The following is a 14,793-nucleotide window of genomic DNA, read 5'->3' as shown; positions in this document are numbered from 1 at the left end:
TGCTGCACTGCACGTAATGCGGCGTCTTAATCGATTTGATCGCGAATACGTCCCAGACTTTCGTCGCGGCCCAGCGTGGCCAAAACGTCGAAAACGCCCGGAGATGTGATTCTTCCCGTCAGTGCGGCGCGCAAAGGCTGCGCCACACCACCAAGCTTCAATTCGTTTGCGACCGCATACTGGCGCACCGCTTCTTCGGTCGAAGCCGCATTCCAGTCGATCACTTTTTCGAGTTCGGCGAGGGCACCGGCGAGAATTGCCTTCTGAGGGGCACCAAGCAGTGCCGCTGCTTTCTCATCGACATCGAGAGGACGCGACTTGAACAGAAATGCAGCGCCTTCCGCGAGTTCGACAAGCGTTTTGGAACGCTCCTTGAGGCCGGGAAGTGCTGCCAGCAACTGCGCCTTGCGCTCGTCGGTGAGATTGTCTGAAATCAGCTTGCCGTTTTCCAGATAGGGCAGGGTGTTGATGAAAATCTCCAGAAGCTGCCCATCGGGCATCTGACGCATATGAACGCCGTTGACCGCTTCAAGCTTTGCGAAATCGAAGCGCGCAGCACCCTTGTTCACATCGCCGATGTCGAACCAGCGGATCATATCGTCCATGCTCATGATCTCGTCATCGCCATGGCTCCAGCCGAGGCGCGCGAGATAGTTCAGCAAAGCGGACGGCAGATAGCCCATTGCTCGGTAGGCCTCGACACCAAGCGCGCCGTGCCTCTTCGACAGCTTTGCGCCATCCGCACCATGAATCAGCGGAATGTGCGCCATAACAGGCACGTCCCAGCCCATGGCCTGATAAATGATCGTCTGGCGGGCAGCATTCGTCAGATGATCGTCACCGCGAACAATGTGGGTGACGCCCATGTCGTGATCATCGACCACCACCGCATGCATATAAGTCGGGTTGCCATCCGAGCGCAGGATGATGAAATCGTCCAGATCCTTGTTCGGAAAACGCACCTCGCCCTGCACACGATCCATGACGATTGTTTCGCCTTCCATCGGAGCCTTCACGCGGATAGCGCCTTTGACCCCTGCCGGAGCCTCGGATGGATCACGATCACGCCAGCGACCATCATAGCGCGGAGGGCGACCCTCGGCGCGCGCCTTTTCGCGCATCTCGTTCAGCTCATCTGGCGAGGCAAAGCAGTAATAAGCCTTGCCGTCGCGCACCAGTTGTTCTGCGACTTCGCGGTGACGCGGCGCGCGCTCGAACTGGGAAACCGGCTCGCCCTCCCATTTCAGCCCGAGCCAGCTCAGGCCGTCCAGAATCGCCGCCGTGGCTGCGTCGGTCGAGCGCTCGCGGTCGGTATCTTCAATGCGCAGAAGCATCGTGCCATCGGTATGGCGGGAATACAGCCAGTTAAACAGCGCGGTTCGCGCGCCACCGATATGCAGATAGCCGGTCGGCGATGGCGCAAAACGGGTGACGATTTTTTCGGACATAAAGGGTTCCAGATTTGGAATGCGCGAAAGAGGTTCGGCGCATGGCGTTTCAGTCGGGTTCATGTAGCATAGGGGGTGAGGGGTTCAAGGGGTGCTCTGGCGCAAGCCGGAGGCGGGCATGGCGGGAAAGTCATCTGTCGGCGACGTAAGCGAGCGTTCGCTTCTGGCATCTGTGATGAGCGATGCCTCGCCTGTCTTGTTGGATACTGCCCCTGACTACAACACAACGCAGCCCTACGCGCTTGTTGATGAGCGGCCGATTGACCGGTCAAAACCGACCGGTCCGGTCGAAAAATTGCGTATTTTCGGTACGGGCTTATCCAAAGCCTTCAACGTCGAGATCGATCGCGGCACGGCATTCGTTCTGATCCCGGTCTTTCTGGGGCTTGGGATCATTCTGTATTTCGCAATGCCAGGCGAACCAGCGGCATGGCCGGTATTTCTCGCGCCGATATGCCTGCTTCCATTCGTTTTATTCCTTCGTTCAATGCCAACTTTGCGATTGTTGATGTTTGCAGTTTTTCTGGTTTCGTCAGGCATTGCATTGGCAAAACTCGAAACCTGGCGCGCACAAACCAAAGTTTTGGGTTCGGAAATATCGACCAATCTGACGGGAAGCGTTGTTTCGATCGAGCGCATGTCAAGCGGTCGCGTGCGGCTCACGCTGGATGTTCTGGAAACGTCGCGGCCGACGCTGCGATATGCGCCGGATCGTGCGCGCGTCAGTGCCAGAACAGTTCCCGACGCGATCAGGATCGGCAGTTCGGTGGCGGGCTATGTGAGGCTTATGCCACCATCCGGACCTGTGCGCCCGAACAGTTATGATTTCTCTTTCGAAAGCTATTTCGACGGCATCGGTGCAAGCGGCTTCTTTCTGAGTGAGCCGAAATTGATGCCGGAAAGCGCAGGCAGCTTCTCGATCTGGAACGCCGCAGAAAATGCGCGCAATGCGATTGCGGATCGTATTCGGAAAAAGATCGGCGGACCAGAAGGGGAAATCGCCGCCGCCTTGGTCGTTGGCGTGCGGGCTGGCATACCGGAAGAGATCAACGAGGCGATGCGCCGAACCGGAATCTATCACGTCATTTCCATTTCCGGCCTGCATATGGCGTTGGTAGCCGGCACGATAATGGTCGCTTTACGCACGATCTTCGCATTTTTTCCGTCCTTTTCCTCGCGGCGGCCGGTGAAGAAATACTCGGCCTTCATCGCGCTTTTTTCGATTGCCTCATATCTCTTCATCTCGGGTGGCGAGGTGGCGGCGCAGCGAAGTTTCATCATGCTGGCGGTGATGCTGATTGCGGTCATGTTCGACCGGGCGGCTCTCAGTATGAGAAACCTCGCCATTTCGGCCATGATCGTCATCGCTATCTCGCCGCACGAGGTCGTCGGGCCAAGTTTCCAAATGTCGTTCGCCGCGACTGCCGCATTGATCGGCGCTTATGCTGCCTGGTCCGATTATCGTTCCCGAAGGCGAGGCTCGCCGCCTGAACGCAGCCCATCGGCGTTTCGTTTCATATCGCGACAGGCCGTTGTGTTTCTGGTCGGCCTTGCCGCGACCTCAATCATCGCCGGGCTGGCTACGACCGTATATGGAGCTTTTCATTTTCAGCGCGTGTCGCCGCTGACTTTGGCGGCAAATCTTGCCGCAATGCCGTTCGTTTCTGCGATCGTTATGCCGTTCGGCGTCATTGCCGCCGTCGCAATGCCTTTCAATCTGGATGGGCCGTTCCTCTATATAATGGGGTGGGGACTGACCATGATGATTGAAATATCCGTCTGGTTTTCCGAACGCTCACCCATCGATGCTGTCGGCCTGATCCCGATATTCTCAGTGCTCGCGATTACTATTGCGCTTGTGTTCGCGACCATGATGACCACACGGATCAGACTTCTAGCGATACCGTTCGCCGTGGCCGGGGTCCTAACTCTGCCTGCTGCACAAACTCCCGATATTCTCATTTCAGAAGATGGACGTCTCGTCGGGGTGGTTCTGGAAAACGAACGCCTTGCCATCAATCGGGCAAAGCCAAACGCGTTTACGATCGACAATTGGAAACGCGCATTGAACGCTGAAAATCTGATGGCCCCGATTTCGAAGCAAAAGAATTCTACGGCTGAAGATCAAAGCTTGAAGAAGGATCCCCACTCCACCGCTTCGGATCGAGGTTCGAATGGCCTTGCGCAATTTGCAGGAAAACCATTCGACTGTTCGAATTCAGCCTGCGTGTCTACGCATCGGTCTGGAGCGCTTATTGCGCATGTTTCCGATTCCAAAGCGGCTCAACCGTTTTGCGAAAAGGCTGCTGTAATCGTGATTGAGGATGCGACCGCACAGTATCCGTGTAGCGACGACGGGCCGCTAATCGTTGGAAAGCGCGAGCTCGCACAATATGGAAGCGCAGCGATTTTCCTGGGTAAATCCTACGACGATCTTGTGGGCGAAACACCCAGACCAAGAGCGGTATTGCAGTTTGCTATCAGCAAACCCTATCGCCCATGGCATACGCAACGCGCATTTTCCCGTGAGGCGAGGGGATTGGCACCCTATCAACGCCCGGACAATTCAAAGAGAAGAAATCTATCGCCGGGTACGAAATCGTCACCCGGCAGCGTCATAGACTAGCTCTCGGAGCCGTCAGTAGCGCCGGATCAGGCCGACCAGCTTGCCCTGAACCTTGACACGATCAGGCCCAAAAATACGCGTTTCATAGGCGGGATTGGCAGCTTCCAGCGCGATGGATGCGCCCTTTTTGCGAAAACGCTTGAGCGTCGCTTCTTCCTCATCGACGAGAGCAACGACGATTTCACCCGGTTGAGCCGTATTCGCATTGCGAATGATGACCGTGTCGCCGTCGAAAATACCGGCTTCGATCATCGAGTCGCCCTTGACCTCAAGCGCATAATGCTCGCCGCCCATGATCATCTCCGGAGGCACGGAAATGGAATGAGTGCGGTGCTGTATCGCGTCGATCGGGACACCGGCGGCGATACGCCCCATGACAGGAATGGAGACTGCCGCGCTGGCGTCGTCGTCATTGCCGGCTTTGAAGGGCGACTTCGTTTCCGGCTTGCGGCCAAGGCTGCCTTCGATGACGCTGGGCGAAAACTTTCGAGGCGATGGAGCCAGACCCGGCGCAATTGAATCTGGCAGACGCAAAACTTCAAGCGCACGCGCCCTGTTCGGCAGGCGCCGGATGAAGCCGCGTTCCTCCAGGGCAGTAATCAGCCTGTGGATGCCGGACTTGGACGCAAGATCAAGCGCCTCTTTCATTTCATCGAAGGAAGGCGGGATACCCGATTCCTTGAGACGTTCATGAATGAACAGCAGGAGCTCATGTTGTTTGCGCGTCAGCATTCCCGGCCTCTCGGAATCATTAAAAACAAAACCAGAACAAACACTATCTGTTCCAGTTGTGTTCCGCAATATTTTAAATTTTAATGAATCTGTTGATGCTTTGTTCATCTCAACCGCGTCACACGGCAGGTGTCGCCACGTGATGAGGCCGGGGCATTCGGCGCGCGAATTATGAGTGCGTCCGCATCCGAAAATGTGCGGAGCATGGACGAATCCTGAATTTGGAAGGGTGTTGCCACTAAGCCTTCGCCGGTTTCGATCAGGCTGGCGCGCACATAATCCTGCCGATGATCGTTGGCAGCCATCGCCTCCCCAAGCCGCGCTTCCTCTATTACGGGGGCGTAGGGACGACCGCCAAGGCGCGACAGGAGGGGGACGAGAAAGAGGTGAGCACAAATGAGGCTCGCGACCGGGTTTCCGGGCAGGCCTATACAGCGCGTCTCTCCGACACGGCCAAACATCAACGGTTTGCCGGGGCGCATCGCGATACGCCAGAAATCCAGCCTCATGCCGTAATCAGTCAGGACATCGTGAACCAGATCGTGGTCGCCGACCGACGCGCCGCCGAGCGTGACGATGACGTCTGCCCTTGCATCGAGCGCTGCCTGTACGAGATCACCGATTGCGCCCTTTGTATCGCGCGCAATGCCGAGATCCATAACGCGGGCACCGGCGATCTGCGCAATCGCGCCGACGCCATAGGCATTCGATGCGATGATCTGGTCCGGTGCGGTTTCACTGCCGGGCGGCATGAGTTCGTCGCCGGTTGCGATAATGGCGACGAGCGGCTGCCGCACGACTTCAAGTCGCGGATGATTGCCGGCCGCTGCAAGCGACAGTGCAGCCGGGTCGAGTTGCCTGCCTGCTTCAAGAAGGACGTCGCCTTCGTTGAAATCCAGGCCGCGACGGCGAATGTGGCGTCCTGCGCCGACCGTCTCAGTGATTTCTATGGTGTCGGAACCCAGATCGCGGACATTTTCCTGAATGACGATCGTATCGGCACCTTCGGGAACCGGCGCGCCGGTGAATATGCGCACGGCTTCGCCTTGCCCGACATAGCCTTTGAACTGTTTGCCGGCTGGCGCGATTCCCTTCACCGTGAGGCGTGCCGGAATGCTTCCGACATCTGCCAGACGAACGGCATAGCCATCCATGGCGCTGGCATTGAAGGGCGGCTGCGTTCTGAGCGCCACCACAGGCTCGGCCAAAACGCGTCCCGCGCATTCGGAAAGCGGTACTGTTTCGGAGGCGATTGCTTTCGCGTCGCCAAGCAAACGTTCCAGGGCTTCATCGACAGGCAGCAGAGCCATTAGCGGGCAACCCCATAGTCGCCGGATTTGCCGCCTGACTTTTGGACCAGACGCAAATCTGAAATCACCATGCCTCGATCGATGGCCTTCGCCATGTCGTAGATGGTGAGGCACGCGACAGAGGCTGCGGTCAGCGCTTCCATCTCGACGCCGGTTTTTCCCGTAACGCGGGCAAGTGCAGTGACGCGCAAGCCGGGCAGGGCATGATCGGGTTCGATGTCCACGGACACTTTGGTCAGCAGCAGCGGGTGGCAGAGCGGAATAAGCTCATGTGTCTTTTTCGCAGCCATGATGCCGGCGATCCGCGCCACACCCAGCACGTCGCCCTTTTTCGCATTACCTTCAAGAATGGTCTGCAGCGTTTCGGGAAGCATAGTCACACTGCCTTCCGCTATGGCCGTGCGTTCCGTTTCCGCCTTGCCGCCGACATCGACCATATTGGCGTCGCCGCCTTCGGAAAGATGCGTCAATGAGCGTGAAGGCATTTGGCAGTCTCCGTCAGGATGTAGCGACCCGTTCGCCTTCCAGAAGGCGCCGCGTGGCAGAAGCGACATCTTCCTGCCGCATCAGGCTTTCGCCGACGAGGAATGTACCAATGCCCACTTTTTCGAGACGGCGGCAATCTTCGTTCGAGAATATTCCACTTTCACCGACCAGCAGCCGGTCGTCCGGCCCCATCGGGGCCAATCGCTCGGATGTTTCAAGGCCGATTTCGAAGGTTCTGAGATTTCGGTTGTTGATGCCGACGAGGCGGGATTTCAGGCGAAGCGCGCGTTCCATCTCGTCTTCGTCATGGACTTCGATCAGGACATCCATGCCAAGTTCGAAAGCGGTATCTTCGAGCGCCTTCGCGTCGTCGTCAGTCAGGCTGGCCATAATGATGAGTATTGCGTCGGCACCCCAAGCGCGGGCCTCATGGACCTGATAAGGCTCGAACATGAAATCCTTGCGCAGCGCCGGTAGGCTAACGGCTGCGCGCGCGGCAGTCAGGAATTCCGGCGCACCCTGAAACGATGGCGCATCCGTCAGAACGGACAGACAAGCCGCGCCGCCCTGTTCGTAGGCTTTTGCGAGTGCGGGCGGATCGAAATCGGCGCGAATGAGCCCCTTGGAAGGGCTCGCCTTCTTAATCTCGGCAATCAGCCCGAATTGCCCGGCCGCGCGCTTATTTTCCAGCGCCTTCAGGAACCCGCGAGGCGCATCCGCGTCAATCGCGCGTGCCTTCAATTCCGAAAGCGGCATGCGCAATTTGGCGGCCGCGATCTCTTCGCGTTTGTAGGCCTCGATTTTTCGCAGAATATCGGCCATTTTTTATCCGTTGGACACTTTGATAAGACGCTTCAGCACGTCGAGAGCCGCGCCATTATCGATAGCTTTGACTGAGCGCGCGATGCCGTCTTCAAGGGTTTCGGCCGTGCCGGAAACCACAAGACCGGCACCGGCATTCATCAACACCGTGTCGCGGTAAGCGCCGTGCGCACCCGAAAGAAGCTTGTTCAGTTCCGAAGCGTTATAGGCAGCGTCCCCGCCGCGCAAATCCTCGGTTCTGTGACGGCTGAGGCCAAATGCTTCGGGCGTCAGCGTAAAGCTGCGGATCTCACCATTTACGAGTTCGGCAACATGCGTTTCGCCCGTCGTGGTGATCTCGTCATAGCCATCGCCATGCGCTACCCAGGCTTTTTCGGTGCCGAGCGTTTTCAGCGTTTCCGCGACCGGCAAAATCCATTCGGGCGAGAACACGCCAACCATCTGACGCTTTACGCTTGCCGGATTGGAAAGCGGCCCGAGAAGATTGAAGATCGTGCGCGTGCCGAGTTCTGAGCGGGTCGGACCGACATGACGCATTGCCGGATGATGCGAGGGCGCAAACATGAAGCCGATACCGGCCTCTTTTATGCAGCGCCCGATAGCTTCAGGGTCGAGATCGATCTTCACGCCAAGGGCAATCAGAACGTCAGCCGCACCCGTTTGCGACGAGAGGCCGCGATTTCCGTGTTTCGCGACGGGCACGCCAGCACCAGCCATGACGAAGGCGGATGCGGTCGAGATGTTGACGCTGTGTGAGCCGTCTCCGCCGGTCCCGACGATATCGACTGCGCCCGCCGGCGCAACCACCGGCAGCATCTTGGCGCGCATGGTTGCGACTGCGCCTGCGATTTCGTCCACGGTTTCACCGCGCACGCGCAGCGCCATAAGGAAGCCGCCGATCTGACCGGGCGTCGCGTCGCCCGACATGATCGTGTCGAAAGCATCTTTTGCTTCTTCGAAGGTGAGGGGTGCGCCTCCCGCGACCTTCGCTATGTATGTTTTGAGCGCGCTCATCGGATCAGAATGAGAGAGCCTGATCGATCGCGGTACGGTTCGTTTGAACCTCATACTGCGATTGAAGGCGTGCAACGAGCTGATCGAGAACATCGTCCGACATGCCGGAGGCGAAATTGTTGCGATCGGTTTCCGCGACGCTGTTTGCATCCGCGCCGGCTGGTTCGAAGACTTCTGTCACCTTGAACAGGATCTTCGCATTGCCGGTCGGTGCGGAAATCACGTCCACGCCGCCTTCCTTGACTGCGAACGCAGCCGTGACACCGTCGCGACCGATATCACCATCATCGGCCTGGCGGCGCAGGCCGCGCTTGGTCTGCTTTTCAAGCGACAGCTCGGTCGCGATGTCGTCCAGCGAAGTCCCGTCCGTGACGCGTTTTTCGAGTTCGGTAGCCTTTGCAAGGAGGCGCGATTCGGCTTCCGCGTTCTTCCAATCGGTGACGACGCGGTCGCGGACTTCGTCCAGCGTGCGGTCGCGGGGCGCAACGACGTCTTCGATTTCGTAGAACACATAACCGCTGGCGCCGATGTTGACGGGCGGATTTTCCATGCCCTGGTCCCCCTCGAACACGGCCTGAACGAGTTCGCGTGACTGCGGCAGATCATTGACGACGCTGCCATCCGGACGTTGTCCGGCACGATCCATCGCTTCGACGGTTACGATTTCGAGATCGAGCTTGCCTGCCGCTTCCTGCATGGTTTCGCCATTGGCGCGCGCATCTTCATATGCATCGTGCACCTGAACGAGATTGCGGCTGGCTTCCGAGATTGCGATCTGCTGGCGAATCTCGTTGCTGACTTCGGCCAATGGCTTGACGACTTCCGGCGTGATGGCGGTCACGCGCAAAAGCACCGGACCGAAACTACCTTTGACGACCTGGCTCACTTCATTGGCCGAAAGCGCAAAAGCGGCATCTGCGATCGCAGAGTCTGCCACCTTGTCCTTGGAAACCGTGCCGAGAGACACATCTGCCTCGGTCTTGCCTTCGCCAGTCATGACCTGATCGAAGGTCGCACCGCTCTTTATGGAAGCAAGAGCTGCGTTTGCCGCGTCTTCCGAAGCGAAAACGAGCTGCTGGATCGTGCGGGTTTCCGGCGTCGTGAACCGCGCCTTGTTGGCGTCGTAGTTTTCCTGAATTTCCTGATCCGTCACCGCATTCGGTTGTGCTGCATCTTCCGGCTCAAGCTTCACATAGGCGAATTTGCGATATTCGGGCGCCGAGTAGGTTTTGAGATTGTCCTCAAAGTATTTCGTCAGGACCTCGTTGGAAGGCTCATCGATGGGCTCGACCAGCGAGCGCGGCAACACGATATAATCCGCCGTACGGTCTTCACCGCGATAAAGCGCCACTGCGCGAAGGAATGCATCGGGAGCCTGCATGCCATCGGAGACGGCTTCGACGATCTGCTGGCGCACGGCAACCTGTGCACGATTGTCGAAATAATCGTCCGGCCTCATGCCGACCTGCTGAAGCACATAATCGAACTGCTGGCGATTGAACTGGCCGTCCGGTCCCTGAAACGCCGGGTCCTGACGCGTCAGATGCGCGATGCGGTCTTTGGAAAGGCCAAGACCAAGCTTGCGCGCCTGCTCGTCCAGCACGGCGCCTGCGACCAATTGGCCGAGCACCTGATTGTCGATGCCGAAAGCGCGAGCCTGATCACGCGAAATGCGCTGGCCGAATTGCTGCGAAAGAATGCTGAGCTGCCGGTCATAGGCAAGGCGATATTCCATGACTGAAACCGATGTTTTGCCGGCAGTAATTACCTTGCCGCCCATCTGGTCGTTGACGGAGCCCGAGATTCCCCAAACAGCGAAGCTCAGGACGAGCATCATAAGGAGCAGTTTGGCTACCCAGGTTCCAGCAGCACTTCTCAACGTTGTCAGCATTATACGTTCCGGTTTCGGTTGCCTTGCGCGAGTTTCCGCGGGTCGTGTTGCCCAAGGGCAATAGCGTCCTTGCAAGCTAGTGTCGATTGCTTTGTGGCCTGTTTTTGATAGTGAGGGGCACGATTTTCAGAACTTCTCCTCCAATTTTGAAGGAAAACAATTCATGACCCAAGGAATTCGGCCTCTGGTTGCAGGCAATTGGAAAATGAACGGGCTGACGGCATCGCTTAACGAATTGCGCGAGATCGGCCATGGTTTCATGAGCGGCCTCGATGCCGAAACGGATGCGCTGATCTGCGTCCCTTCGACGCTTCTTGCAAAAGCAGCCGAAGCGCTGTCCTCGACACCGGTCAAGGCGGGCGGGCAGGATTGCCATGCGAATGAGAGCGGAGCGCATACCGGAGACATTTCGGCAGAGATGTTGAAGGACGCTGGTGCATCGCACGTCATCGTCGGTCATTCTGAACGCCGGACGGATTATGGCGAAAGCGATGAGGCCGTGGCGAACAAGGCAAAGGCCGCATGGCGTGCCGGTTTGACCGCTATCATTTGCGTTGGCGAAACCAAGGCGCAGCGCGAATCCGGCAGGACGCTCGATGTGCTGTCTTCGCAGATTGAGGGCTCGGTTCCGGGTGAGGCGACTGCCGCTAATGCTGTCATCGCCTACGAACCGGTCTGGGCAATCGGTACTGGCTTGACGCCGACAGCCGGCGATGTGGCCGAAGCGCATGCGCATATTCGCAGCCGACTTACCGAAAAGCTCGGCGCAGAAGCTGCAAAAATGCGCATTCTCTATGGTGGATCGGTAAAGCCGTCCAATGCGGTCGAATTGCTGTCCATAGACAATGTGGATGGCGCGCTCGTCGGCGGTGCAAGCCTGAAATCCGCGGATTTCCTCGGTATCGCCGAGGCTTATCGTTCAATATGACGGCGCCTTTGCTGCTTGCAAACGAGGCGGCAGCGCCCATATTCCGTCATGGGCTTGGAAATGCGGCAAAAGCATTGTATTGAGCCGCGTCCAAGTCCAGGGCTTTTGAGTCCCACGTAACAAACCCAGCCGGAACCCGCCATGGAAACCATTCTGATCGTAATCCATCTCATGGTCGTGCTCGCCCTTGTTGGAGTGGTGCTTCTGCAGCGCTCTGAAGGCGGCGGCTTGGGGATTGGCGGCGGCTCCGGCTTCATGACAGCACGCGGTGCAGCCAACGCGCTAACGCGTGCGACGGCCATTCTGGCAGCGGCATTTTTCGCGACCTCACTGATTCTCTCGGTGATGGCGCGTTATAGCGAGAGTCGGATCGACATTCTCGACCGCGTTCCGGCGACTCAGGGTCAAACGGGTGGTCAGGGCAGCGGCAATGGCGTTCTCGATCAGCTTGGCGGCGAAACGCCTGCTGCGCCGACAGCGCCCGCTCCGGCAGGTGAAGCTTTGCCAGCAGCACCGGCTGCTCCAGCAGAACCGCAGGTTCCGAACCAGTAAGCGCGCATCAGGAGTTGTTGTTCTTTGAACACAGTTCCTGAAAATGCGTTCGCCTGAACTTCGTTTGACCTTCGTTCTACTTGAGGGTCGAACTGACCCGGGCGTATAGGATTCGTTGGCGGCAAGGGCTGGGCGAAGCATCGAAAATCCCGTTGCCGATCTTTATCGTTATCGGGACAATCAAAATGCGAATTCGCAGCCTCGTTTTCCTCGGCATCTGCGCGATGCTGGGTATGAGTTCGGTTACCTACGCCGAAGCGCCTACCAAAACTTATCTTTTCCCTTCCAAGGCCGACAGGGCCGCTGCCGAGAAAGCCAAGGCGACTGAGGCACAAAAGCCCGGCAGCAAGAAGCTTTCCGAGAAAGCCACGCGCGCAGAGCAGCGCAAAGCTGCCGCTGCAGCTAAGGCGAAGAAAGAAGCCGCAGCCTTTGCAAAGGCCGTGCCAATGCAGGCACCCACCGAAGTTGCCGCACGAGGCAATAATGGCGAGTTGCGCAGCGAGCAGCGCGGGCAGCCTGTTCGCCCGGCCGGTGGACTTTTTGCCGGCCTGTTCGGTGGCGCAATAAAGCCGCAGCAGCCCCGGATGCTTCCGCAAACGCAGGCGCTTGATGCCGTTCTTGAGCAGAAACAGGCAGCAAAGCGTTTTAACGTGAAAGCCGACTTCCTGCCGCAGTCGGTTCCGTTCTCCGGTTACAAGCCGGGAACGATCGTCGTGGATACGCAGTCGCGCTATCTCTATCTGGTCGAATCATCCCGTTCGGCGCGCCGCTATGCGATCGCAGTCGGCAAGGAAGGTCTTGAATTCAAGGGGGCGGCAGTCGTTGGCGACAAGCAGGAATGGCCGCGCTGGATTCCGACAGCCGATATGCAGAAACGCGAGCCCAAGAAATACGGCCAGTACAAGGACGGAATGAACGGCGGGCCAGAAAATCCTTTGGGCGCACGCGCGATCTATCTTTACCAGGGCAAAAAAGACACCCATATACGCATCCACGGCACGAACCAGCCTCAGACGATCGGTACGAATTCATCGAATGGCTGTTTCCGCATGGTCAACGACCATGTCATGGATCTCTACAGCCGCGTCAAAATGGGCACGGAAGTCGTCGTGATGTAATTTTCGGGCAGAAATGCTTTCGGGCTTTCTGCCAACCTATCTACGGGAAAGGCCGGATTCTCCGGCCTTTTCTTTTTCGTGTGCCGGACAATCCAAAAGAAAACTGCCGTCCGGCACTTTTTTCACTAGCGGAATCAATTCCACAGCGATAAGCGATGAATCCCATGGCGCGATATGTATTTATAACTGGCGGCGTGGTTTCTTCCCTTGGAAAAGGCATAGCCGCAGCAGCACTCGGTGCACTCTTGCAGGCACGCGGTTACCGCGTACGCATCCGAAAACTCGATCCCTATCTCAATGTCGATCCCGGAACGATGTCGCCTTACCAGCATGGCGAAGTGTTCGTGACGGACGATGGCGCTGAGACCGATCTGGATCTCGGCCACTATGAGCGCTTCACGGGCCGCTCGGCGAACCAAAGCGACAACATCACCACTGGCCGCATTTACAAGAACATCATCGAGCGCGAGCGCCGCGGCGATTATCTCGGCGCGACCGTGCAGGTCATTCCGCACGTCACCGACGAGATCAAGAATTTCGTTCTGGGCGGCAATGAAGATTATGATTTCGTGCTGTGCGAAATCGGCGGCACGGTGGGCGACATCGAGGCAATGCCGTTCCTCGAGGCGATCAGACAGCTTGGCAACGATCTGCCGCGCAACAATGCCGTCTACGTGCATCTGACGCTAATGCCTTACATTCCGACTGCGGGTGAGTTGAAGACCAAGCCGACCCAGCATTCGGTCAAGGAACTTCGCTCGATCGGCATTGCGCCGGACATTCTGTTGGTGCGCGCCGACCGGGCGATCCCCAAGGAAGAGCGCCGTAAGCTTTCGTTGTTCTGCAACGTACGCGAATCGGCAGTCATTCAGGCTCTCGACGTCGGCCACATCTATGATGTGCCGCTGGCCTATCACAAGGAAGGCCTCGATTCGGAAGTGCTTGCCGCTTTCGGCATCGATCCGGCGCCCAAGCCAAGGCTCGATGCATGGCAGGAAGTTTCCCAGCGCATTCACAATCCTGAAGGCGAAGTCACCATCGCCATCGTCGGCAAATATACGGGTCTGAAAGACGCGTATAAATCACTGATCGAAGCGCTGTCTCACGGCGGACTTGCGAACCGCGTGAAGGTGAAGCTCGACTGGATCGAATCCGAGGTCTTCGAAAAGGAAGATCCGTCGCCCTGGCTTGAAAAAGTCCACGGCATTCTCGTTCCCGGCGGTTTCGGTGAGCGTGGATCGGAAGGCAAGATATTGGCGGCGAAATTCGCTCGCGAACGCAAGGTGCCATATTTCGGCATCTGCTTCGGCATGCAGATGGCCTGCATCGAAGCTGCACGGTCGCTTGCCGGCGTTTCGCATGCGTCATCATCGGAGTTTGGTCCGACCGAGGAGCCTGTCGTTGGCCTGATGACGGAATGGCTGAAGGGCAACATGCTCGAAAAGCGCCAGTCGGCAGGCGATCTTGGCGGCACGATGCGGCTTGGCGCGTATGACGCCACGCTGAGCGAAGGCTCGAAGATCGCGGAGATTTACGGCGATACATCCATTTCCGAGCGCCACCGCCACCGTTATGAGGTCAATATCGACTACAAGGAACGGCTGGAAGATTGCGGTCTGGTTTTCGCGGGCATGTCGCCAGATGGCGTGCTGCCCGAAACCGTCGAGTATCCCGATCACCCATGGTTCATCGGCGTTCAGTACCATCCTGAACTGAAGAGCCGTCCGCTTGATCCGCACCCGCTGTTTGCGAGCTTCATCGAGGCTGCCGTGGAACAGAGCCGCCTCGTTTAAACCGTTCGGCACTCAAAAAAGCCGCAAGTCAGATCGAGAAAGCGCCCGAAAATACGGAAATATTCGCGAAAGG

Annotated in this window: 12 protein-coding genes; 5 read left to right on the top strand and 7 right to left on the bottom strand. The window is 57.8% G+C overall.

All coding sequences use genetic code 11. The annotated features are described in order from the left end of the window. Positions 1–26: 26 nt before the first annotated feature. Positions 27–1,448, bottom strand: coding sequence for a glutamate--tRNA ligase (gltX, locus tag ABFT80_RS05580; protein WP_347970897.1), 1,422 nt, complete (start codon positions 1,446–1,448; stop codon positions 27–29). Positions 1,449–1,566: 118 nt separating this feature from the next. On the opposite strand from gltX, the gene ABFT80_RS05575 reads away from it, so the two are divergent. Then, complete coding sequence (locus ABFT80_RS05575; protein ID WP_347970896.1) at positions 1,567–4,074, top strand: ComEC/Rec2 family competence protein; 2,508 nt, start codon at positions 1,567–1,569, stop codon at positions 4,072–4,074. A 12-nt stretch (positions 4,075–4,086) separates the two neighbouring features. On the opposite strand, the gene lexA is transcribed toward ABFT80_RS05575, so the two are convergent. The 6 genes from lexA to ABFT80_RS05545 form a co-directional block, all read right to left on the bottom strand. Beyond that, positions 4,087–4,806, bottom strand: coding sequence for a transcriptional repressor LexA (gene lexA, locus ABFT80_RS05570; protein ID WP_347970895.1), 720 nt, complete (start codon positions 4,804–4,806; stop codon positions 4,087–4,089). A gap of 104 nt (positions 4,807–4,910) precedes the next feature. Beyond that, a complete protein-coding gene (locus ABFT80_RS05565) occupies positions 4,911–6,116 on the bottom strand; it encodes a molybdopterin molybdotransferase MoeA (RefSeq protein ID WP_347970894.1) in 1,206 nt (401 codons plus the stop codon). Beyond that, positions 6,116–6,601, bottom strand: a complete 486-nt coding sequence (gene moaC, locus ABFT80_RS05560) for a cyclic pyranopterin monophosphate synthase MoaC (protein WP_347970893.1) — start codon at positions 6,599–6,601, stop codon at positions 6,116–6,118. Before moaC ends, ABFT80_RS05565 begins: the two co-directional genes overlap by 1 nt. A gap of 13 nt (positions 6,602–6,614) precedes the next feature. Beyond that, on the bottom strand, positions 6,615–7,424 hold the full coding sequence (trpC, locus tag ABFT80_RS05555) for an indole-3-glycerol phosphate synthase TrpC (RefSeq protein WP_347970892.1): 810 nt from the start codon (positions 7,422–7,424) through the stop codon (positions 6,615–6,617). A 3-nt stretch (positions 7,425–7,427) separates the two neighbouring features. After that, the gene (gene trpD, locus ABFT80_RS05550; protein WP_347970891.1) at positions 7,428–8,438 is read right to left on the bottom strand and encodes an anthranilate phosphoribosyltransferase; all 1,011 of its coding nucleotides are present in this window, start codon (positions 8,436–8,438) and stop codon (positions 7,428–7,430) included. A gap of 4 nt (positions 8,439–8,442) precedes the next feature. Then, positions 8,443–10,329, bottom strand: a complete 1,887-nt coding sequence (locus ABFT80_RS05545) for a SurA N-terminal domain-containing protein (protein ID WP_347970890.1) — start codon at positions 10,327–10,329, stop codon at positions 8,443–8,445. Between the two features lie 163 nt (positions 10,330–10,492). Between ABFT80_RS05545 and tpiA the strand changes: the two genes are divergently transcribed. From tpiA to ABFT80_RS05525, 4 genes are all read left to right on the top strand, one after another. Then, the gene (gene tpiA / locus ABFT80_RS05540) at positions 10,493–11,257 is read left to right on the top strand and encodes a triose-phosphate isomerase (RefSeq protein ID WP_347970889.1); all 765 of its coding nucleotides are present in this window, start codon (positions 10,493–10,495) and stop codon (positions 11,255–11,257) included. Between the two features lie 141 nt (positions 11,258–11,398). Next, complete coding sequence (gene secG / locus ABFT80_RS05535) at positions 11,399–11,809, top strand: preprotein translocase subunit SecG (protein ID WP_347970888.1); 411 nt, start codon at positions 11,399–11,401, stop codon at positions 11,807–11,809. A gap of 185 nt (positions 11,810–11,994) precedes the next feature. Next, the gene (locus ABFT80_RS05530; protein ID WP_347970887.1) at positions 11,995–12,927 is read left to right on the top strand and encodes a L,D-transpeptidase; all 933 of its coding nucleotides are present in this window, start codon (positions 11,995–11,997) and stop codon (positions 12,925–12,927) included. Positions 12,928–13,082: 155 nt separating this feature from the next. Continuing rightward, entirely contained in the window at positions 13,083–14,720 is a 1,638-nt protein-coding gene (locus ABFT80_RS05525) for a CTP synthase (protein WP_347970886.1), read from the top strand. Positions 14,721–14,793: the final 73 nt, after the last annotated feature.

It is taken from the genome of Foliimonas ilicis (assembly GCF_039939195.1).
In the GTDB taxonomy this organism is placed as follows: domain Bacteria; phylum Pseudomonadota; class Alphaproteobacteria; order Rhizobiales; family Rhizobiaceae; genus Foliimonas; species Foliimonas ilicis.
This window is presented reverse-complemented; position numbering and strand designations above follow the sequence as displayed.